23 protein-coding genes, 3 tRNA genes and 2 pseudogenes are annotated in these 20765 nt (G+C 67.1%); 12 read left to right on the top strand and 16 right to left on the bottom strand.

From position 1 onward, the window contains the following. A partial coding sequence (locus tag DQP58_RS07385; protein WP_276310494.1) for a glycoside hydrolase family 38 C-terminal domain-containing protein occupies nucleotides 1-2450 on the bottom strand: 2450 nt, incomplete at its 3' end. A gap of 45 nt (nucleotides 2451-2495) precedes the next feature. Between DQP58_RS07385 and DQP58_RS07380 the strand changes: the two genes are divergently transcribed. The 8 genes from DQP58_RS07380 (at nucleotide 2496) to DQP58_RS07345 (ending at nucleotide 10073) form a co-directional block, all read left to right on the top strand. Further along, nucleotides 2496-3017, top strand: coding sequence for a DinB family protein (locus DQP58_RS07380; RefSeq protein ID WP_112707796.1), 522 nt, complete (start codon nucleotides 2496-2498; stop codon nucleotides 3015-3017). A gap of 22 nt (nucleotides 3018-3039) precedes the next feature. Continuing rightward, nucleotides 3040-3633: a DinB family protein gene (locus tag DQP58_RS07375; RefSeq protein WP_112707804.1), complete on the top strand. Its 594-nt coding sequence runs from the start codon at nucleotides 3040-3042 to the stop codon at nucleotides 3631-3633. A gap of 41 nt (nucleotides 3634-3674) precedes the next feature. Next, nucleotides 3675-5021 carry an ABC1 kinase family protein gene (locus tag DQP58_RS07370; RefSeq protein WP_112707795.1) on the top strand — a complete coding sequence of 449 codons (1347 nt, stop codon included), beginning with the start codon at nucleotides 3675-3677 and terminating at the stop codon, nucleotides 5019-5021. Between the two features lie 67 nt (nucleotides 5022-5088). After that, nucleotides 5089-5937 carry an alpha/beta fold hydrolase gene (locus DQP58_RS07365; RefSeq protein WP_430915702.1) on the top strand — a complete coding sequence of 283 codons (849 nt, stop codon included), beginning with the start codon at nucleotides 5089-5091 and terminating at the stop codon, nucleotides 5935-5937. Between the two features lie 88 nt (nucleotides 5938-6025). After that, nucleotides 6026-6886, top strand: a complete 861-nt coding sequence (locus DQP58_RS07360; RefSeq protein WP_112707793.1) for a cyclopropane mycolic acid synthase family methyltransferase — start codon at nucleotides 6026-6028, stop codon at nucleotides 6884-6886. 268 nt (nucleotides 6887-7154) lie between these two features. Beyond that, complete coding sequence (gene mmaA4 / locus DQP58_RS07355) at nucleotides 7155-8051, top strand: hydroxymycolate synthase MmaA4 (RefSeq protein WP_112707792.1); 897 nt, start codon at nucleotides 7155-7157, stop codon at nucleotides 8049-8051. Between the two features lie 102 nt (nucleotides 8052-8153). Next, nucleotides 8154-8852, top strand: coding sequence for a YciI family protein (locus DQP58_RS07350; RefSeq protein WP_112707791.1), 699 nt, complete (start codon nucleotides 8154-8156; stop codon nucleotides 8850-8852). A 3-nt stretch (nucleotides 8853-8855) separates the two neighbouring features. Further along, nucleotides 8856-10073, top strand: a complete 1218-nt coding sequence (locus DQP58_RS07345; RefSeq protein WP_112707790.1) for an RNA polymerase sigma factor — start codon at nucleotides 8856-8858, stop codon at nucleotides 10071-10073. 11 nt (nucleotides 10074-10084) lie between these two features. Here DQP58_RS07345 and rplA read toward each other — a convergent pair whose 3' ends face one another. The 12 genes from rplA to DQP58_RS07285 form a co-directional block, all read right to left on the bottom strand. Then, nucleotides 10085-10792 carry a 50S ribosomal protein L1 gene (gene rplA, locus DQP58_RS07340; protein ID WP_112707789.1) on the bottom strand — a complete coding sequence of 236 codons (708 nt, stop codon included), beginning with the start codon at nucleotides 10790-10792 and terminating at the stop codon, nucleotides 10085-10087. A 106-nt stretch (nucleotides 10793-10898) separates the two neighbouring features. Next, the gene (gene rplK, locus DQP58_RS07335) at nucleotides 10899-11327 is read right to left on the bottom strand and encodes a 50S ribosomal protein L11 (protein WP_003873569.1); all 429 of its coding nucleotides are present in this window, start codon (nucleotides 11325-11327) and stop codon (nucleotides 10899-10901) included. An 83-nt stretch (nucleotides 11328-11410) separates the two neighbouring features. Next, the gene (nusG, locus tag DQP58_RS07330; RefSeq protein ID WP_112707788.1) at nucleotides 11411-12217 is read right to left on the bottom strand and encodes a transcription termination/antitermination protein NusG; all 807 of its coding nucleotides are present in this window, start codon (nucleotides 12215-12217) and stop codon (nucleotides 11411-11413) included. A gap of 60 nt (nucleotides 12218-12277) precedes the next feature. Continuing rightward, the gene (secE, locus tag DQP58_RS07325) at nucleotides 12278-12727 is read right to left on the bottom strand and encodes a preprotein translocase subunit SecE (protein ID WP_112707787.1); all 450 of its coding nucleotides are present in this window, start codon (nucleotides 12725-12727) and stop codon (nucleotides 12278-12280) included. A 95-nt stretch (nucleotides 12728-12822) separates the two neighbouring features. After that, nucleotides 12823-12895 (bottom strand) — tRNA-Trp (locus DQP58_RS07320). 144 nt (nucleotides 12896-13039) lie between these two features. Then, complete coding sequence (gene hadC / locus DQP58_RS07315) at nucleotides 13040-13540, bottom strand: (3R)-hydroxyacyl-ACP dehydratase subunit HadC (protein ID WP_066869205.1); 501 nt, start codon at nucleotides 13538-13540, stop codon at nucleotides 13040-13042. 3 nt (nucleotides 13541-13543) lie between these two features. Further along, nucleotides 13544-13972 (bottom strand): (3R)-hydroxyacyl-ACP dehydratase subunit HadB, encoded by a 429-nt coding sequence (gene hadB, locus DQP58_RS07310; RefSeq protein ID WP_065156429.1) that lies wholly within the window; start codon nucleotides 13970-13972, stop codon nucleotides 13544-13546. Continuing rightward, nucleotides 13959-14411, bottom strand: a complete 453-nt coding sequence (gene hadA, locus DQP58_RS07305; RefSeq protein WP_430915701.1) for a (3R)-hydroxyacyl-ACP dehydratase subunit HadA — start codon at nucleotides 14409-14411, stop codon at nucleotides 13959-13961. The genes hadB and hadA overlap by 14 nt, the downstream gene beginning before the upstream one ends. A gap of 75 nt (nucleotides 14412-14486) precedes the next feature. Next, a complete protein-coding gene (gene rpmG, locus DQP58_RS07300) occupies nucleotides 14487-14654 on the bottom strand; it encodes a 50S ribosomal protein L33 (protein WP_112707785.1) in 168 nt (55 codons plus the stop codon). Between the two features lie 46 nt (nucleotides 14655-14700). Further along, nucleotides 14701-14774 (bottom strand) — tRNA-Met (locus tag DQP58_RS07295). Nucleotides 14775-14826: 52 nt separating this feature from the next. Next, a tRNA-Thr gene (locus DQP58_RS07290) sits at nucleotides 14827-14899 on the bottom strand. Between the two features lie 143 nt (nucleotides 14900-15042). Further along, nucleotides 15043-15249, bottom strand: coding sequence for a type II toxin-antitoxin system VapB family antitoxin (locus DQP58_RS07285; protein ID WP_112707784.1), 207 nt, complete (start codon nucleotides 15247-15249; stop codon nucleotides 15043-15045). A 77-nt stretch (nucleotides 15250-15326) separates the two neighbouring features. Between DQP58_RS07285 and DQP58_RS07280 the strand changes: the two genes are divergently transcribed. The 3 genes and pseudogenes from DQP58_RS07280 (at nucleotide 15327) to DQP58_RS07270 (ending at nucleotide 17656) form a co-directional block, all read left to right on the top strand. Continuing rightward, nucleotides 15327-16040, top strand: a complete 714-nt coding sequence (locus DQP58_RS07280) for an MBL fold metallo-hydrolase (protein WP_066869198.1) — start codon at nucleotides 15327-15329, stop codon at nucleotides 16038-16040. 71 nt (nucleotides 16041-16111) lie between these two features. Beyond that, nucleotides 16112-16953, top strand: a pseudogene (locus DQP58_RS07275) (hypothetical protein); the annotation flags it as partial. A 7-nt stretch (nucleotides 16954-16960) separates the two neighbouring features. Beyond that, the gene (locus DQP58_RS07270; RefSeq protein ID WP_112707783.1) at nucleotides 16961-17656 is read left to right on the top strand and encodes a crotonase/enoyl-CoA hydratase family protein; all 696 of its coding nucleotides are present in this window, start codon (nucleotides 16961-16963) and stop codon (nucleotides 17654-17656) included. Between the two features lie 114 nt (nucleotides 17657-17770). On the opposite strand, the gene cynS is transcribed toward DQP58_RS07270, so the two are convergent. From cynS to DQP58_RS07255, 3 genes and pseudogenes are all read right to left on the bottom strand, one after another. After that, nucleotides 17771-18226: a cyanase gene (gene cynS, locus DQP58_RS07265; protein ID WP_112707782.1), complete on the bottom strand. Its 456-nt coding sequence runs from the start codon at nucleotides 18224-18226 to the stop codon at nucleotides 17771-17773. A gap of 25 nt (nucleotides 18227-18251) precedes the next feature. Beyond that, nucleotides 18252-19000: pseudogene (locus DQP58_RS07260) on the bottom strand (class I SAM-dependent methyltransferase). 51 nt (nucleotides 19001-19051) lie between these two features. After that, entirely contained in the window at nucleotides 19052-19567 is a 516-nt protein-coding gene (locus DQP58_RS07255; RefSeq protein WP_112707781.1) for a nitroreductase family protein, read from the bottom strand. Between the two features lie 295 nt (nucleotides 19568-19862). Between DQP58_RS07255 and DQP58_RS07250 the strand changes: the two genes are divergently transcribed. Continuing rightward, on the top strand, nucleotides 19863-20729 hold the full coding sequence (locus DQP58_RS07250; protein WP_112707780.1) for a cyclopropane mycolic acid synthase family methyltransferase: 867 nt from the start codon (nucleotides 19863-19865) through the stop codon (nucleotides 20727-20729). Nucleotides 20730-20765: the final 36 nt, after the last annotated feature.

The following is a 20765-nucleotide window of genomic DNA, read 5'->3' as shown; positions in this document are numbered from 1 at the left end:
CCGTAGCGCGGCTTGTCGGCGCCGCCGCAGGTGGCCGTGACGCCGGCGCGGACCAGCGCGACCATCAGCTCCCGGGCCAGCGGCCCAGACAGCGTCTCCGTCGGCGACACCACCTCGGCGACCGACAGCGCCCGCACGTCGGCGCCCGAGATCCGGACCCGGGCCGCAGAGGACAGGCCGAACCAGCCGTACGCCGGGTTGTCCAGGGTCCACAGGTGCCGGGCGGTGTCCACGGCGTGCGATCCGTCGTGCAGCAGGGCGAAACCGCGGCCGATGACGGCGTCGCCCACCTCGCTGACCGGCATGGCGCCCGGCACCGGGCACGGCCAGCGCAGCCGCACCAACTGGTCGGCGCCGGTGAACTCGTCGATCGTGGTGCGGCAGTCCACCCGCGCGACCCCGCGCCACAACGTCAGGGTTTGGGTGTAGCGCAGCAGCGACCCGATCCGGCCCCGCACCACCACCCGCTGGCCCAGCGGCCCGTGCAAGGCCCGCACGTCTGCGGGGCCTTCCGACGAGCACACCACCGGCCCCTTGGGCAGCAGATGCCACGGGCCCTCACCCTGGCTCGGGTGCGCCGGGTATTCCTCGTAGACGGCGAGCTCGTTGCCCACCCGCCCGTCTGCGATCAGTTCGCGTCCGTCCTGGATCAGCGAGGCGACGCCCCCGCCGCGCGCCGGGTCGACCTCGATCCGGTAGTGCTCGTTGCGGATCGCCGTTCCCGGCACCGGTTCCCAGCCGGCCGGTCCGCCTCCGGCCCCGGGCACCAGCCGGTACGCCCGCCAGCCCAGCGACGGCACCTCGCGGGCCAACCAGCTGACCGAGCGCCCGCCGTGCTCGACGTGCGCCGCCAACTCGGCACCGTCGGCGTCGAGCACCCGGACCCCGGCGCCGACCGGCCGGTCGAGGTGGGCGGTGACGACGTCGGTGCGCGGGCAGGTCAGCGGGTTCCACACGACCACGTCGCCCCCGCTGACGGCGCCGGACAGCAGGGCCAGCGCGCTGTCGCGGGCCGCGCGGCCCAGCTCCCAGGCGTCGCGCCATCCGGTCAGCAGGTCCAGATAGACCTGGTCGGATTCCGACCCGGTGATGGCGTCGTGGTGCGCGCCGTAGACCAGCTGCACCCACGCCTTGGCCAGCGCGGCCTGCGGGTAGGGGGCGCCGGTCAGCAGCCCGGCGAACACCGCGAAACGCTCGGCCGCCAGGACGGCGTTCTCGGCGGCCCGGTTGGCCTGCTTGGTGTCGATGTAGGACACGTCCTTGCCGGTGTAGATCGGGTTCATGTCCCGGGTTTGCGGCGACGGCACGCAGTCGCGCCGCGCCAGGTCGGCACGCACCGCCGCGAAGAACTCGCTGGGTACCGCGCACACGAACCGCGGCCACGTGTAGCGGGCGGCCCAGTCGCGGTGGATCTCGGTGACCCACTTGTTGGGCGGGGTGTAGTCGGTGCCGACCGGCAGCAACACGTTGCGGGTCAACGCGACCTTCTTGAGCTGGTCGAAGAGCTCGCACGTGGCCTCCTCGGCCTCGCCCAGCGACGCCGCGGAGTCCATCCACCAACCCGCCGAATAGTGCGCCGGCATGTAGTGGGTGAGCAGCCCGCGGCCCGACGGCGAGATCCATTCGAACTCGCTGGCGAACTGCATGCGCTCCACGTCGCCGTCGCCCAGCGCGGGACCCCACTGGTGGTGCGGTCCCCTGGCCCACGAACTCGACGTCAGCCCGGCATCGGCGGCCATGCCCGGGAACTGCGGGTCGTGGCCGAACACGTCCAGCTGCCAGGCGGTAGCCGGGTCAGCCCCCACGACGTGGCGCTGAAAACCCATGCCGTGCACCAGGTTCCGAATCGTCGTTTCCGGGCTGGTGAGGTTGGTGTTGGGTTCGTTGTAGGTGCCGCCCATCACCTCGACGCGGCCCTGGTCGATGAACCGGCGCAGGTCGGCCCGGTCTTCGGGGCGGGTGTCCCAGTACGGCTTGAGGTAATCGACCTCGGCCAGCACGAACTTGTAGTCGGGATCGCGGCGCGCCATCTCCAGATGCGCGTGCACCAGGTCGAAGCCGTTGCGCTGGCGGGCCCGCCCCGGCGGGTCTTCGGTCCACTCGCTGGTGTAGGCGCCCTGAGTGTTCCACCACACCGGGTCGTAGTGGAAGTGGCTGACCATGAACATGGTCCAGCCGGGCTCGGCCACGGTGAACTCGAACGGCAGCCGCTGACCGCCGACGTGCGCCCGCGCCGGGCGGCGTTGCCCGACGACGGGACGGTGAACGGTGACGGGGACCTCGACGACCTCGTCGCCGAGATCGGCGACCGCTTCCCCCGTCAGACCGTCCCCGTCGATGCGGACCCGCGCCGGCCCGCTTACCCCCGCGAGGGTGACCCGCACCAGCTGCAGCGGGGCGTCCGGCGGTCCGACGAACAGATCGGTCGAGGCCACCGAAGTCACCTGCATGCCCGCACCTTACGGCGACGCAGGGTTGCTGGAAAGCTGACCGTCATGGCGGATCTGACCACCCAACTGGCCGATCAACTCGACTGGCACTGGCGCAACCAACTGCGCCCGCGCCTGGACGGTCTGACCGACGACGAGTACTTATGGCAGCCCGTGCCCGACTGCTGGACCGTGCATCCGGATGGGTCGATCGATTTCGCCTTCCCGGCGCCCAGCCCGGCACCGTTCACCACGATCGCGTGGCGCATGGCACACGTCATCGTCGGCGTATTCGCGATGCGTGCCCATCACCATTTCGGCGGACCGCCGGCCGACTACCAGAGTTGGGACTATGCGACCGAGGCTGCCACCGCACTGCGGCAACTCGACGAGACGTACGCCAGCTGGATCACTGGCGTGCGCTCGTTATCCGCCGCCGACCTGACCCGCCGCTGCGGCGCGTCCGAAGGGCCATACGCCGACTACCCGCTGACCGAGCTAATTTTGCACATCAATCGAGAAGCGATCCATCACGGCGCCGAAATCGCTTGCATGCGCGACCTCTACGTCCACAACAGGAAGGATTGACATGCCCGCCCTCGCCCCGCCGGTGGCCGACGAACGCAGCGCGCTGCGCGGATTTTTGGCCTACCACCAGAGCGCGTATTTCGCGGTCAGCCACGGCCTCACCGACGATCAGGCCCGCTCCACGCCCTCGGTCAGCGCGCTGTCGATCGGCGGGCTGGTCAAGCACGCCACCGGCATGCAGCGCACCTGGATGGCGAGGGTGGCCGCCGCGCCCGGCGCGCCGCCGAAAGACCCCCGCCCGTTCGAGCAGATCAGCAGGGAGTTCGCCGATCAGCACGTGATGCGGCCCGACGAGACGCTGGCCGGGCTGCTGGACGCGTTCCAGGCCCAGAACGCGACGACGCTGCAGCTGGTGGAGTCCGCGGACCTGGACGCCGCGGTGCCCGTCCCGCGGGACATCCCGTGGTTTCCCGAGGACCAGCGGGCCTGGTCGGTGCGGTGGGTGATCCTGCACGTGATCAACGAGCTGGCCCGGCACGCCGGGCACGCCGACATCATCAGGGAGACGATCGACGGCGCCACCATGTACGAGCTGATCGCCGCGCGGGAGGGCTGGGCGATCGAGGGCTGGGTGCAGCCCTGGCAACGCAGCGAAAGCGGTGAGCGCTCGGGTTAGAGGATTGGGACTCATCCGCGCCCATTTGGCACACTGCACTGATGAGCTCTACCAAACACCGAGAGGGGGCCAAGCTCGACCGGGTGCCGTTGCCGGTCGAAGCGGCCCGGGTCGCCGTGACAGGTTGGCAGGTCACCCGCACCGCCGCTCGCATCATCACCAAGCTGCCGGGTCGCGGCCCGTGGCAGCAGAAGGCGATCAAGCAGCTCCCGCAGACCTTCGCCGACCTGGGGCCGACGTACGTCAAGTTCGGACAGATCATCGCGTCCAGTCCCGGGGCGTTCGGCGAATCGCTGTCCCGCGAGTTCCGCGGGCTGCTCGACCGGGTGCCGCCCGCCGATTCCGAGGAAGTGCACAAGCTTTTCGTCGAGGATCTCGGCGGCGACCCGTCCGAGTTGTTCGCCAAATGGGACGAGACGCCGTTCGCGTCGGCGTCGATCGCGCAGGTGCACTACGCCACCCTGCACACCGGCGAGGAGGTCGTCGTCAAGATCCAGCGCCCCGGCATCCGGCGCCGGGTCGCGGCCGACCTGCAGATCCTCAAGCGTTTCGCCCAGGCCGTCGAACTGGCCAAGCTGGGCCGCCGGCTCTCGGCGCAAGACGTGGTCGCCGACTTCTCCGACAACCTGGCCGAGGAGCTGAACTTCCGGCTGGAGGCGCAGTCGATGGAGGCGTGGGTGGCGCACCTGCATGCCTCCCCGCTCGGCAAGAACATCCGGGTACCGCAGGTGTTCTGGGACTTCACCAGCGACCGGGTGCTGACGATGGAGCGGGTGCACGGCATCCGCATCGACGACGTCGCCGCCATCCGCAGGGCCGGGTTCGACGGCACCGAGCTGGTCAAGGCGCTGCTGTTCTCACTGTTCGAGGGCGGGCTGCGGCACGGGTTGTTCCACGGCGACCTGCACGCGGGGAACCTCTACGTCGACGACCAGGGTCGCATCGTCTTCTTCGACTTCGGGATCATGGGCCGCATCGATCCCCGCACCCGCTGGTTGCTGCGCGAGCTGGTGTACGCGCTGCTGGTCAAGAAGGACCACGCCGCGGCGGGCAAGATCGTGGTGCTGATGGGCGCCGTCGGCACCATGAAGCCGGAGGCCGAGGCCGCCAAGGATTTGGAGAAGTTCGCCACCCCGCTGACCATGCAGACCCTGGGCGACATGTCCTACGCGGACATCGGCCGGCAGCTGTCGGCGCTGGCCGACGCCTACGACGTCAAGCTCCCCCGCGAGCTGGTGCTGATCGGCAAGCAATTCCTCTACGTCGAGCGGTACATGAAGTTGCTGGCGCCCAAGTGGCAGATGATGTCGGATCCGCAACTGACGGGCTATTTCGCGAACTTCATGGTCGAAGTCAGCCGCGAGCACTCCTCCGACATCGAGGTATAGGAGCTTTCTGGTGCAGGTCCGCACGGGGCATGCCATTTCGGGCGATCTGAAGCTGTATTACGAGGACATGGGCGACATCGACGACCCTCCCGTCCTGCTCATCATGGGCCTGGGCGCCCAGCTGCTGCTGTGGCGGATCGCGTTCTGCGAGAAGCTGGTCGGCCACGGTCTGCGGGTCATCCGGTACGACAACCGCGACGTCGGCCTGTCCAGCAAGACACAACACCGCGGCTCGGGTCAGCCGCTGGTGATCAAGTTGTTGCGGTCCTGGCTGGGTCTGCCCAGCCGGTCGGCCTACCAGCTCGAGGACATGGCCGACGACGCCGCCGCCGTGCTGGACCATCTGGGGATCGACCGCGCTCACATCGTCGGGGCGTCGATGGGCGGCATGATCGCGCAGATCTTCGCCGCGCGATTCCGGGAGCGGACCAAGTCCCTGGCGATCATCTTTTCCAGCAACAACTCGGCGCTGCTGCCGCCGCCGGCCCCGCGTGCGTTGCTGGCGCTGCTCAAGGGCCCGCCGCCCGACTCGCCGCGCGAGGTGATCATCGACAACGCGGTGCGCGTCGGCAACATCATCGGCAGCCCGCGCTACCGCGTGCCCGAAGAGCAGGCCCGCGCCGAGGCCGCCGAGGGCTACGACCGCAACTACTACCCGCAGGGCGTCGCGAGGCATTTCGGCGCGGTGCTGGGCAGCGGCAGCCTGCGTCGCTACAACCGGCAGACCACCGCCCCCACGGTGGTGATCCACGGCCGGGCGGACAAGCTGATGCGGCCGTTCGGTGGCCGCGCCGTGGCGCGGGCGATCGATGGCGCCCGATTGGTGACATTCGACGGCATGGGCCATGATCTTCCACAGCAGTTGTGGGATCAGGTGATCGACGTGTTGACGAAAAACTTCGACAGGGCCGGTTAGCCAAAATCATTCGGTAGAAACGCATCCCCGCGATTTTCAGTCCATGTCGCAGGGCTGTACGGTTGGCACAGAAGGGTGGGTGTCTCAATTGGCCAAACTGAAGCCGTATTACGAAGAGTCGCAGGCAACCTACGACATTTCAGACGACTTCTTCGCGCTGTTCCTGGACCCGAACATGGTGTACACCTGCGCCTACTTCAAGAACGACGACATGACGCTGGAAGAGGCGCAGCTCGCGAAGATCGATCTGGCTCTGGACAAGATGAATCTCGAGCCGGGAATGACAGTGCTCGACGTCGGGTGCGGCTGGGGCGGTGCCGTGGTCCGTGCGCTGGAGAAATACGACGTCAACGTCATTGGCATCACGCTGAGCCGGAACCACTACGCGCGCACCAAGGCGCGGCTGGCGGCGATTCCGACATCGCGGCGGGCCGAGGCCCGGCTGCAGGGGTGGGAAGAGTTCGACGAGCAGGTCGACCGCATCGTCAGCTTCGAGGCCTTCGACGCGTTCAAAAAGGAACGTTGGCCCGCGTTCTGGGATTGGGCGTATAAGACGCTTCCGGAGGGCAGCCGGATGCTGATGCACAGCATTTTCACGCATCCGCAGTCGCACTGGAAGGAGGTCGGCATCAAAATCACGATGTCCGACCTGCGTTTTCTGCATTTTCTCGGCAAGGAAATTTTCCCGGGCGGGCAGATGTGCGGCGAACCCGATATCGTCGACCTTTCCCAGCAGGCAGGTTTCTCGCTCGAACAAGCCCAATACCTGCAGCCCCATTACGCGCGCACGCTGGACATGTGGGCGGCCAATCTCGAGGCGAATCGCGACCGCGCCATCGCCATCCAGTCCGAAGAGGTCTACGACCGCTTCATGCGCTATCTGACCGGCTGCGCGGAGCTTTTCCGCAAGGGCATCTCCAACGTGGCCCAGTACACCCTCACCAAGTAGCGGGCCCGCCCCGGCGCGCGGCTTGCGGCATCGGCTGAACCGAACGATCCCCTTCGCAACGATTTGGCGATCGAAATCCAGGCTGGGTGGACGTCAACCAGTTCCCCCTGGAAAAGTAGACTTCGTAACCGCGGTCGGCTCCACGACGCGCACTTGCACCCTTGCCGAAGCACGCCTCGACGTTGGGTATCGTTGCTGGTCAACCTTGACCCTCGGCTGGGTGCGCGGGTTGTAGGAAGTGGATCTCATCCAGGAGAACAGGACGAAAATGGCTGAGCAACCGACTAGCCCGACGAAGACGCGGACGCGTTCGGAGGACATCCAGGCGCATTACGACGTCTCCGACGACTTCTTCGGCCTGTTCCAGGATCCGTCCCGGATCTACAGCTGCGCGTACTTCGAGCGCGACGACATGAGCCTGGAAGAGGCCCAGTACGCCAAGATCGACCTGAACCTGGACAAGCTGGACCTCAAGCCGGGCATGACCCTGCTGGACATCGGCTGCGGGTGGGGCACCACCATGAAGCGCGCCGTCGAGCGGTTCGACGTCAACGTCATCGGCCTGACGCTGTCGAAGAACCAGCACGCCCGCGCCGAGGCGCTGCTCGGTTCCGTCGACAGCGACCGTTCGCGGGAGGTGCGCCTGCAGAACTGGGAGGACTTCAACGAGCCCGTCGACCGCATCGTGTCGATCGAGGCCTTCGAGCACTTCGGCCACGAGAACTACGACGACTTCTTCAAACGGACGTTCGACATCATGCCCGACGATGGCCGGATGACCGTCCAGAGCAGCGTCAGTTATCACCCCAGCGACCTGCACGCCCGTGGCAAGAAGCTGACGTTCGAGACGGCGCGGTTCATCAAGTTCATCGTCACCGAGATCTTCCCGGGCGGCCGGCTGCCGTCCACCCAGATGATGGTCGATCATGGCGAGAAGGCGGGATTCGTTGTGCCCGAACCGCTTTCGCTGCGGCCGCACTACATCAAGACGCTGCACATCTGGGGCGACACACTGGAGTCGAACCGGGAGAAGGCCATCGAGGTCACCTCCGAAGAGGTGTATAACCGCTACATCAAGTACCTGCGCGGCTGCGAGCACTACTTCGCCGACGAGATGCTCGATGTCAGCCTGGTCACCTACCTCAAGCCGGGTGCCTCGAACTAGTCCGTCCTGACATCCGCGCGCCTGTCGGATTGGCGCTGCGCGGTTCGTCGAGTAGGTAGAGAGTGGAGCACAGGGCTTCGCTCACTACCGGAGGTGACGACCATGCAGTACTTCGCCTTGTTGATCAGCAAGGAGCAGGACCGTACGCCCGACGATGCCGCCACCGCGATGGCGGCCTTCGAGAGCTTTCACGCCAAAGCCGGCTCGGCCATCAAAGCCGGTGACGCGCTGGCCCCGGCCGCGGCCGCGGTGGTGGTCACCGGCGGTCCGGACGCGCCGGTGGTCACCGACGGCCCCTTCGCGGAGACCGCCGAGGTGGCCTGCGGCTACTACGTCTTCGAAGCGGAAAACCTGGACGAGGCGCTCGCGCTGGCCCGCGACGTGCCCGTCGCCGCATTCGGGGCGGTCGAGCTGTGGCCGGTGGTCCACTCGATCGAGCCGTCGCGCAAGCCGACCGGCAACGACTGGCTCGCGCTGCTGTTGGAGCCGGCCGAATCGGCACACACCCCGGGATCGCCGGAGTGGGAGGCGACTGCCGCCAAGCACGCGGACCTGCACGCCGCCGCCGGCGATCACGTGATCGGCGGTGCGGCGCTGCACGACCGGTCCACGGCGACGACGGTTCGGGTGCGTGACGGCGAGGTCCTCATCACCGACGGGCCCTACGTCGAGGGCGCCGAGATCGCCACCGGCATCTATCTGCTCAGCGCCACCGATCGCGACGAGGCCGTCAAGATCGCCTCGATGATTCCCGCCTCGACCGTGCAACTGCGCCAGCTGGCGGGCGTCTCCGGCCTGTAGCCGATGGCCGACCTGGACGGCGTCTTCCGCCGGGAATGGGGACCGGCCGTGGCCGCGCTCGCGCGGTGGTCGGGTGACCTCACCGTCGCCGAGGACGCCGTCCAGGAGGCCTGCGCCGAAGCGCTGCGCACCTGGCCGCGCGACGGGGTGCCCGCCAACCCCGGTGGATGGCTGGTGACCGTCGGCCGTAACCGCGCCCGGGATCGGCTGCGCCGCGAATCCGCGCGCCCCGGAAAGGAATTGGCGGCGGTGGTCGACGATATTCGAGCCCGCACCGATCACACCGAACCGCATCCGGTTCGCGACGACGAGCTGCGGATGATGTTCACCTGCGCCCACCCGGCGCTGGACAGACAGTCGCAATTGGCGCTGACGCTGCGGCTGGTGTCGGGTTTGACCGTCGGCGAGATCGCCCGCGCGCTGCTGCAGACCGAGACGGCGATCGGGCAGCGAATCACGCGCGCCAAGAACAAGATTCGGCACGCCAACATCCCGCTGCGGGTGCCGCCCCCCGAGTTGCTGCCCGAGCGCACACCGCACGTGTTCGGTTGCGTCTATTCGGTTTTCACCGAGGGCTATTGGTCGACCGCGGGCCCCTCGGCCGTTCGCGACGACCTGTGCGACGAAGGGATCCGGCTGGGCGGGGAGTTGTGCGTGCTGCTGCCCGACGAGCCGGAGGCGCACGCCTTGTCCGCGCTGATGCTGCTGCACGATTCGCGGCGCGCCACCCGGGTGGACGAGGCCGGCATGCTGGTGCCGCTCGAGGACCAGGACCGGCGCCGGTGGGACCGGGGCCGCATCGCGCGCGGTCTCGAGCGGCTGCGTCACGCCGAGGGCTCGACGGGCCCCTATCTGCCCCAGGCGGTGATCGCGGCGCTGCACGCCACGGCGCCGTCCTGGGAGCAGACCGACTGGGTCACCATCTGCGCCGCCTACGACCGGCTGCTCGGGCTGACCAACTCGCCGGTGGTGGCCGCCAACCGGGCGCTGGCCCTCGGATTCCGCGACGGCCCCGACGCCGGCCTGGCTGCCCTGGACGAGGTGGCACACGACCCGCGGCTAGCCCGCACCAATCTGAGCGCGACCGTGCGCGCCGACCTGCTGCGGCGCGCGGGCAGGCCCGCCGACGCGCTGCCCTGGTATCGAGTCGCGTTGGCGACCAACGGATCCGACCCGGGCCGCGAGTTTTTGCGGCGGCGCATCGTCGAGTGCGGCGGATAGCCCGCCCGGGCTCAGGACTCCGCGAAGTTGCGGGTGACGGCGGGGTCCACCGGGATGCCCGGGCCGGTCGTCGTCGAGACCACGATCTTCTTCAGGTAGCGGCCCTTGGACGCGGACGGCTTGAGCCGCAGCACCTCGTCCAGCGCGGCGCCGTAGTTCTCGGCCAGCGCCTTCTCGTCGAACGAGGCCTTGCCGATGACGAAGTGCAGGTTGGCCTGCTTGTCCACCCGGAAGTTGATCTTTCCGCCCTTGATGTCGGCCACGGCCTTGGCGACATCGGGGGTCACGGTGCCGGTCTTGGGGTTCGGCATCAGGCCGCGGGGGCCGAGCACCCTGGCGATGCGACCCACCTTGGCCATCTGGTCCGGGGTCGCGATCGCGGCGTCGAATTCCAGCCAGCCGCCCTGGATCTTCTCGATCAGGTCGTCGCTGCCGACAACATCAGCCCCCGCGGCGACGGCGGCATCCGCCTTGTCGCCGACGGCGAACACCGCGACGCGGGCGGTCTTACCGGTGCCGTGCGGCAGGTTGACCGTGCCGCGGACCATCTGGTCGGCCTTGCGGGGGTCGACGCCGAGCCGGATCGCCACCTCGACGGTCGAGTCCTGCTTGCTCGACGACGTCTCCTTGGCGAGCTTGGCCGCCTCCAGCGGGGAGTAGAGGTTGTCGCGGTCCACCTTCTCGGCGGCGGCGCGATATGCCTTGCTGTTCTTGCTCATTGATTCATCCAATCTGATGTTGGGTCGTGGTGTTTAACGCGGGCCGAAGCTGGCCCTCCCACGGGGGTTCGGGTGTTACTCGACGGTGTTGTTGCGTCGATTCGGACTACTCGACGGTGATACCCATCGACCGGGCGGTGCCGGCGATGATCTTGGCGGCCGCGTCGATGTCGTTGGCGTTCAGGTCCGCCTTCTTGGTCTCGGCGATCTCCTTGACCTGATCCCAGCTGACCTTGGCGACCTTGTTCTTGTGCGGCTCGGCCGATCCCTTGCCCACGCCGGCGGCCTTGAGCAACAGCTTGGCGGCGGGCGGCGTCTTGAGCGCGAAGGTGAAGCTGCGGTCCTCGTAGACCGTGATCTCGACCGGGATGACCTGGCCGCGCTGGTTCTCCGTGGCGGCGTTGTACGCCTTGCAGAACTCCATGATGTTGACGCCGTGCTGACCGAGCGCGGGCCCGACCGGCGGCGCCGGGTTGGCCTGCCCCGCCTGGATCTGAAGCTTGATCAGCCCGACGACTTTCTTCTTCGGGGCCATGAGATTGTGCTGTTCCTTCCTGACTGGGTTTGATGGTGGTGACCCGCCGCGCCCGGCTTCGCCGCGCTTGCGATCACCACTAACTAGAGCTTGGAGACTTGGCTGAAGGTCAATTCGACCGGGGTTTCGCGGCCGAAGATGGACACCAGCACCTTGAGCTTCTGCTGTTCGCCGTTGACCTCGCTGATCGTGGCGGGCAGCGTCGCGAACGGACCGTCCATGACGGTCACCGATTCGCCGACCTCGTAGTCGACCTCGATGGCCGGACGTTCCAGCCCGCCGACCTCGGCGGCGGCCGCCGTGGTGGCCGCACCCTTGGCGGCCTTCTTCGTCGCGCCGCGCGGCAGCAGGAACTTCACCACGTCGTCGAGCGTCAGCGCCGACGGACGCGAGGTCGCCCCGACGAACCCGGTGACGCCGGGGGTGTTGCGCACCGCGGCCCACGAGTCGTCGGTCAGGTCCATGCGCACCAGGATGTAGCCGGGCAGCACCTTGCGGTTGACCTGCTTGCGCTGGCCGTTCTTGATCTCGGTGACCTCTTCGGTGGGGACTTCCACCTGGAAGATGTAGTCACCGACGTCGAGGTTCTGCACCCGGGTTTCGAGGTTGGCTTTGACCTTGTTCTCGTAGCCCGCGTAGGAGTGGATGACATACCAGTCGCCGGGCTTGCTACGCAGCTCCGCCTTGAGCGCGGCGGCCGGGTCGACCTCTTCGGCTGGCTCCTCGGGCGCCTCGGCGGCCTCGGCCGTCTCGTCGACGGCCTGGCTCGCAGTCGCCTCGGTGACCTCAGTCGCCGCGGAGGTGCCCGTGGCCTGCGCCTCGGCGGCCTCGTCGGTCCCTTTCAGGTCGACCGCTTCACCCGCGGACGGGTCACCGTCGAAGGTAGTCACGGTTTGAGTCCTCTCTGTCACATTCAAAAGCGGCGTCGCATCGAAAGCGGCGTCACTCGCTCAGCCGAACACCAACAGCACCAGCTTGGTCAGGCCGAAATCCGCCAGGCCGACCAGCGCCACCATGAAGGCCAGGAACGCCAGCACAACGGAGGTGTAAGTGAGCATCTGCTTGCGGTTGGGCCAGATGACCTTCCGCATCTCCGCAACGACCTGCTTGAGGTAGTTGTAGACGAACACGAAGGGGTTGACCCGGTGGTCGCCGCCCTTCTTGGGCTTGGCGGCCTTCTTGGCTTTGGCGCCCTTTTTGGTCTTCTCCGGCGTCGCGGCCTCGACGTCGTCCGACGGTTCGGCGTCCTCGCCCGCCTCGGCCGCCCGCTGCCGGGACCGCTTGCCCGTGGGGCGCTGCGGCCGCGTCACCACCGCCGTCCGACCGCCGCCGGGGCGACCGTCCTCTTTGTCAGCGCCGTCGCTTGCGGCGTCGTTGGCAACATCGCCTTCGTCGCTCACCGCATGCTCCTTTGTCTGCTAGTACTTCGCGAACCATCCCGCCGATGGTGGGGACTTTCTTCCAGTGTCCACCATGCCAGGACGTTCGCCATTAGCAGGGGCGACAGGACTTGAACCTGCAACCTGCGGTTTTGGAGACCGCTGCTCTGCCAGTTGAGCTACGCCCCTTCGCGGTTGGCAGGCCAACCTGCGCTTACCTACCGGGGCTTACATGACACGCGCGCCTTCCGATTGCTCGACTCACGGAAAGCGCGCTAATGCTGGGAAAACCCCGAGGACCGAGTGTACATCGACGCGAGAGTCAGATACTAATTACGCCGTTCTGACGACCTGGCCGGAGTCCGGGTCCCAGCGCAGGTTCGCGGAGTTGTCGGCGTACTGGCCCATCAGAGTGGTGTAGGCCTCCAGGACCACCTCACCCTTGTCGTCGGTGCAGATGTTCTTGGTGACGACGATGTCGGCGCCGAAACGCTCGTCCACCGACAGGATGTCCATGCGGGCCCACAGCTTGTCGCCGGCCTTGATCGGCTTGGAGAACACGAACCGCTGGTCGACCTGCACGATCACCAGCGTCTCCATGCCGATGTCGACGTGCCGAAAGAAATCCAGCTGGACCAGCTTGGCGAAGATGGTCCCGAAGGTCAGCGGCGCGATGATCGCGTCGTGGCCGAGTTCGGCGGCGGCGTCTTCCTCGTAGTGGGCCGGGTGGCGGTTCTTGATGGCAAGCGCGAATTGGCGCAGTTGTTCCCGCCCCACAACGAAGTAGTCCGGGTAGCGCCAGATCATCCCCCGGATGTCTGTTTTGAGCGCCATGGCCTACGCGAGAGTCGCGGACGCGATGGCCCTGCCGAAGATCTTCTTGCCGCCGGTGGTGGCGGTGAGCGCGATGGTCACGGACTTGGTCTCGGGGTCGGCGGACTTGACCCGGCCGTTGAAGACCAGCTCGGCGCCCTTACCGTCGTTGGGCACCGGCACCACGGCGGTGAAGCGCACGTTGTACTCGGTCACGGCGCCGGGGTCACCGATCCACGCGGTCACGTAGCCGCCGCCGATGCCCATGGTCAACATGCCGTGCGCGATCGCGGTGTCCAGGCCGACGACCTTGGCCATCTCGTCATCCCAGTGGATCGGGTTCAGGTCACCAGAGACGCCCGCGTAATTCACCAGGTCCTGTCGGGTCAGCGGGTAGGTCTTCTCCGGCAGTAGGTCACCCACCTTCACCGAGCTGAACTCACGCAGTGGCATCAGAAAATCCCTCTTCTCCATCCTCGCCGGCACGGCCCGCCAGGGTCGTGTAGGTCTCTTGCACGACGTCACCGGCTTCGTTGGTGATGACATTCTTGGTGACGATGATCTGGGTGCCGTGCGACACACGCATCGAGTCCACGTAGACGTCGCAGTACAGCTTGTCCCCGGCCACCAGCGGGGCGAAGTACTTCAGCACCTGGTCGACCTGCACGATTTGGGCGTCCTGGACGGCGACGTTGGCGTGCTTGAAGAAGGCCGTCTGCGCCTGATAGCCGAACACCGAGACGAACGTCAACGGCGCGATCAGACCCTTGTAGCCGAGTTCGGCGGCCGCCTTCTCCTCGAAGTACCAGGCGTCGTCGTTTTTCACGGCCGTCGCGTGTTCGCGGATCTTCTCCCGCTCCACCTCGTAATGATCGGGGTAGCGATAGTGCATCCCCACCAGGCTTGAACTTAGCGGCACGATTCTTAAACTACCTAGTCAATCGGAGTAAACACGCGCGGGTGGCCGCTAGCGTGTCTCCCGATGCGCCTGGTGCTGACCGCAGTTGGGGCAGAACTTCTTCAGCTCCAGTCGGTCCGGGTCGTTCCGGCGGTTTTTCTTGGTGATGTAGTTGCGGTGCTTGCACACCTCACATGCCAAGGTGATCTTCGGCCGTACATCGGTACTGGAAGCCATGACGGTTCTCTCTCAATTCCTGAAATAAAGCTTTGCTGTTGTGTTGTAGCGATGGCCGGACTCGAACCGGCGACCTAACGATTATGAGTCGTTCGCTCTAACCGACTGAGCTACATCGCCTCTGGCCACCCCTTTTGGGGTCGGGGCCGCCACGCCTGCTCGGCGTCCGCCGAGCCCCCTAACGGAATCGAACCGTTGACCTTTTCCTTACCATGGAAACGCTCTACCGACTGAGCTAAGGGGGCCGTGCACCCGAAGCGATCTCCTCCGCGCGGGCCTAAAAGAGGGTACAGCCTGGCTTGCAGCGGAACCAAACCACGCGAGCCCCGTCGGGCGCGGGTCGTTGGCAACCGCGGCTCACCCGGCGGTCGGCGAAGCCGCGGCAACGTCAGCTGCCGCCGGACCGGTGCCCGGGCTGCCAGGCGCCCAGGTCGCTGAACTCGTCGTACTCGCCGTCCTGTTCGACGGAATCGCCCTCGTTGAGCAGGGTCCGCAACGCGAGATTGACGGCCTCGCGCGCGTCGAGGAGATGAAACCGGCGGATCGCCTCGTCGACCAGATCGACGTCGAGCTCGATTTCGACCTTCTTCTTCATGCGCCAACGATACCCAGGGCACGCCGGCCCAACCGGGTCGCAACCGGCCGTGTCAGCCGAGGTCCTAGTCTGGTCACGTGCCAGAGGACCGGCTGTACTTTCGTCAATTGCTCTCCGGTCGCGACTTCGCCGCCGGCGACATGATGGCGACGCAGATGCGCAACTTCGCCTACTTGATCGGCGACCGGCAAACCGGCGACTGCGTCGTCGTCGACCCGGCGTACGCCGCGGGCGATCTGCTCGACGCGCTCGAGGCCGACGGCATGCACCTGTCGGGGGTGCTGGTGACCCATCACCACCCCGACCACGTGGGCGGATCCATGATGGGCTTCGCGCTGGCGGGCCTGGCCGAACTGCTGGAGCGGGCGCCGGTGCCGGTGCACGTCAATACCCATGAGGCACTGTGGGTTTCGCGTGTCACCGGGATAAGCCGCAGCGACCTGACCTCCCACGAGAACCATGACAAGGTCAGCATCGGCGACATCGAGATCGAGTTGCTGCACACCCCCGGCCACACGCCGGGCAGCCAGTGCTTCCTGCTCGACGGGCGCCTGGTCGCCGGTGACACGTTGTTCTTGGAGGGCTGCGGGCGCACCGACTTCCCCGGCGGTGACTCCGACGAGATGTACCGCAGCCTGCAGCGGCTCGCCACCCTGCCCGGTGACCCGACCGTGTTTCCGGGCCATTGGTATTCGGCGGAACCCAGCGCCTCGCTCTCGGAGGTCAAGCGTTCCAACTACGTGTACCGGGCCGCCGACCTCGACCAATGGCGGATGCTGATGGGCGGCTGAGCGGCCCGGGGATCGCTCGGTGATGGCCATCCGACGGCCGCCTTCTGTGATATAAGCGGAGGGTGGATTCCATGGGTTGGATCCAGGACAGCTGGCATGATGTCACGCACGTCGGGTCCGGCACCTGGATTGCGTGGGCAGCATGGGCGGCGATCGTCCTGGCAGTCGTCACGCTGGTCTTCACCAACAGCCAGATCAACCGCAATCGCCGCGCGGCGGCCGAGCAGACCCGCCCGCACGTCGCGATGTACATGGAGCCGCATTCGGCCGACTGGCACGTGATCGAGCTGGTGGTCCGCAATTTCGGCCGGACCGCGGCCTACGACATCAGCTTTTCCTTCGACAATCCCCCCACGGTGGCCGAGTACGAGAACGCCACCGACGGCTATGCCGACGTCATCGAACTGCGGCTCCCCCGCGAGCTGCCGATGCTGGCCCCGGGCCAGGAATGGCGCATGGTGTGGGATTCCGCGCTCGACCGCGCCGAGATCGGCAGCGGCATCGAATCCCGCTTCGCCGGCACCGTGACCTACTACGACCGGCCCAATCGGCCGCACGCCCGGCGGTTCTGGCAGCGCGAGCGTTCGCCGCTGCAGACGGACGTGGTGCTGGATTGGGACGCCCTGCCGCCCGTGCAGCGCATCGAGTTGATGACCACCCATGACCTCGCGAAGCGGGAGAAGGAGAAGCTGGAGCTGCTGCGCGGCCTGCTCACCTACTTCCACTACGCCAGCAAGGAAACCCGTCCCGAGGTGTTCCGCAGCGAGATCGAGCGGATCAACGCCGCGGTCCGGGAAACCCAAGACCGATGGCGTACCCGCCAATTCGATGAACCCACCGATGTCAGCCTGCGCTGGAGTAACGCCGAAGACGACCTGGGCAAACACCACAGCCAGCCCGCCTGACGGCAAGGAGCAACGATGACCGCCCCGGTCCACTACAGCACCAAAGACTCCATCGCCGTCATCAAGATGGACGACGGCAAGGTCAACGCGCTGGGCCCCACCATGCAGCAGGCGCTCAACGACGCGATCGACCGGGCCGAGGCGGACAACGCCGGGGCGCTGGTGATCACCGGGAACGAGCGGGTGTTCAGCGGAGGCTTCGACCTGAAGATTCTCACCTCCGGCGAGGTGCAGCCCGCGATCGACATGCTGCGCGGCGGATTCGAGCTGGCGCATCGCCTGCTGTCCCATCCGAAGCCGGTGGTGATGGCCTGCACCGGCCACGCCATCGCGATGGGGGCGTTCTTGCTGTCGGCGGGTGATCACCGAGTTGCCGCGCACGCCTACAACATCCAGGCCAACGAGGTCGCGATCGGCATGGTCATCCCCTATGCCGCCCTCGAGATCATGAAGCTGCGGTTGACGCCCTCGGCCTACCAGCAAGCCAGCGGGCTGGCCAAGACCTTCTTCGGTGAAACCGCCCTCGCGGCAGGCTTTATCGACGAGATCGTGTTGCCCGAGGTGGTGGTCGACCGTGCCGAGGAGGCCGCACGCGAGTTCGCCGGCCTGCATCAGCGCGCGCACGCCGCCACCAAGCTGCGCGCCCGCGCCGACGCCCTGGCGGCCATCCGTGCCGGGATCGACGGGATCGAAGCCGAATTCGGCGTCTGAACTGCTAAGGGCGAACGCGGTGGCCGCCAATGGCCGCCACCGCGTTCAGCTCGCCTCCTCGACGCCAGTCTGGCACGTGCGCGGCGTGCCGTCACTTCACTCGGCAACCCCGTCTCAGTCGTCGGCCGTAACCCATTGATAGGGAAGGAATTTCCCGTCGAACGTCACCACGACCCGGTCGCCGGACGGGTGCGGCTTCTTCTGCACGTCGAGGCTGAAGTTGATGGCGCTCATGATGCCGTCGCCGAACTGCTCGGCGATCACCTCCTTGAGGGCGCCGCCGTAGACCTGCAGGGCCTCGTAGAAGCGGTAGATGGTCGGGTCCGTGGGGACCGCGGTGGGCAGGCCCCCGCGCATGGTCGGCGCCGCCAGCACCGCTACCGCGGACTCGTCGAGCTTGAGCTTTTCGGCCAGCACCTTGGCCTGCTCCACCGGAATCGGGTGCTGGCCGAGCAACGCGGCCGTGGTCCACAGCAGCGGCCGGTCGATCGTGTCGGCCAGCTCCTGCCACGTCAGCCCCTCGCGGATCCGGGCTATAACGACCTGTTCGGTGATCTCGGTTCGGTTCATAGCGCTCAAGCATGCCCGCCCGGGCTCATTCCGGCTTGGTGGCGGTGACCAAGCGGGTGGAGAACCAGGGGCCGCCGTACCACATGCGCCAGCCGAGATTGCGCCGCCGCACGTTGCGCCAGCCGAGTTCGCGCAGCCGGGCGGCGTGTTGGCGCGTCTCCCACAGGTCGGCGATGGCGAGCCGCCGCCCGGCCGCAGCACGCGCGCGGCTTCATCGAGCGCCCGGCGCCGGCCGGCGTGGCCGGGGATGTTGTGGATGGCCAGGTTGCTGACGATCACGTCGACGCTTTCGTCGGCGAAGGGCAGCGCGGTCATGTCGGCGGTGTGCAATTCGATCCGATCGGCGACGCCTTCGGCCACCGCGTTGGCCAGCGTGGCCCGCTCGGAGTTGTCGGTCTGGTCGGCCTGCCACAGGTCGACGCCGATCGCGCGGCCCCGGGGCAACCGTTTGGCCGTCGCCAGCAACACCGCGCCCCGGCCACAGCCGAGGTCGAGCACGGTTTCGTCGCCCGCCAGGCGCAGGTCGCTTAGAACCCGGTCCCAGACGACGAATTTTCCGGCCCGGGTGGCGTACATGTACAGGGCGACGGCGCCCGCGACGCCGGCGGACGACACCGCGGCCAACGCCGCCCGTAGCCGCCTGCCGCGCGCCCAGCTGATTCCGGCGAACGCGGCCAGGCCGGCAGCCTGAGCGGCGATGCCGACCGCCTGCGCGCGCGGCGACACGGTGTGGAAGGAACCGTCTATTCCGTAATCGCCGCGATGGTCGTGCACGCCGATCATCTTACGACTCGACAAGGCGCCGAACGTTTTTCGTCGTGGTCCTCACCAGCGGCCGTGGTGTACCACCTCGGCGAACGGCCGCCGGTTGGGCTTGCGGATCGGCGCGAGCGGGCGATCGGCGGGGTAGCCCAGCCCGAGCAGGAAAGCCACCAGGTAGTCGTCGGGCACGCCCAAAATGGCGCGCGCCTTGTCCTGCTCGCCCACCGACGAATGACCGGTCCCGATGCCCAGGTCGGTGGCGGCGATCATCATCGCCATGGTGGCCTGGCCGACGTCGTAGTTGTCGGTCACCACTCGGCGCTCGTCGGGCGGCACCGGGACCACGATGGCGATCGCGGCCGCCGCCCCGGCGATGTGACCGGCGCCCCGCCAGACCGTGGACAGCTCCTGCAGCTGGTCGCCGTCGGTGACGATGACGAAGTCCCACGGCTGGCGGTTCTTCGCCGAGGGCGCGCGCCAGCCCGCTTCGGCGATGCGGTCCAGGTCCTCGGCCGGTATCGGCTTGCGCTGGTACTCCCGGACATTGCGACGGGCACGGATCGCGTCCCAAGCTTGCATCTGGTTGCCTCCAGTAACTGTTTTCCCGCATCAACCGGCGTAGGATCTGGTGAATTCCCAGGTGGCGATTGCGCGTTCGCCCGCAGTCTAGCCCCGACACATGTGAGTGCACGGGCGCCAACGCAGCCAAACACCTTGGGCCACAGCTCAACACGTTCTGCGCGAGACGGCCATGGCCGCGGTTGCCGGCCGGTTGGGTTTGACTATCGCGTTTCCGGGAAGCCGGGATGAACCGAATGAGCGGCCCGCTCGTGAACAACCGAATGGCCCCAAGTCAGAAAGGCGGGTAGCCGCCGTGGCAGAGCACCTGACACCGCACTTCGAAGAGGTACAGGCCCATTACGACCTCTCCGACGACTTCTTCCGGTTGTTCCTCGATCCCACCATGACGTATAGCTGCGCGTACTGGGACCGCAACCGGGACATATCGCTGGAAGAGGCGCAACTGCGCAAGATGGACCTCTCGCTGGGCAAGCTGGGCCTGCGACCGGGCATGACGTTGCTGGACATCGGGTGCGGCTGGGGCGGCACGATGCGCCGCGCGCTGGAGAACTACGACGTCAACGTCATCGGTCTGACGCTGTCCGAGCACCAGGCCGCGCACGTGCAGAAGCTCTTCGACTCGTTGGACACCGAGCGCAGTAAGCAGGTGCTACTGCACGGCTGGGAAGAGTTCGACGGGTACGCGGACCGGATCGTCTCCATCGGCGCGTTCGAGCACTTCGGCTACGACCGCTACGACGACTTCTTCGCGATGGCCTACCGCACCCTGCCCGAGGACGGGGTGATGCTGTTGCACACCATCACCATGTTGACCCCGCAGCAGATCGTCGAGCGTGAGCTGCCGATGACCGAGGAGCAGACGAGCTTCAACGAGTTCATCGCCACCGAGATCTTCCCGGGGGGCCAGCTGCCGGCGATCGAGATCGTGGAGTTCCACGCCTCGAAGATGGGTTTCAACCTGAAACGCAGGCAGTCGCTGCGGTTGCACTACGCCCGCACACTCGACCACTGGGCCGAGGCTTTGCAGGGGCACCACCGCGAGGCCGTCGAGATCCAGTCCGAAGAGGTCTACCAGCGCTACATGCGGTACCTGACGGGCTGCGCCGACGCATTCCGGGCCGGATACATCGACGTCAACCAGTTCACGCTGGCGAAGTAGGCCACCGCGTCGGTGTCGGGGTTTATCGTGACACCG

Origin of the sequence: Mycobacterium colombiense, assembly GCF_003284975.1 — a bacterium.
Classification (GTDB): Bacteria; Actinomycetota; Actinomycetes; order Mycobacteriales; family Mycobacteriaceae; genus Mycobacterium; species Mycobacterium europaeum_A.
This window is presented reverse-complemented; position numbering and strand designations above follow the sequence as displayed.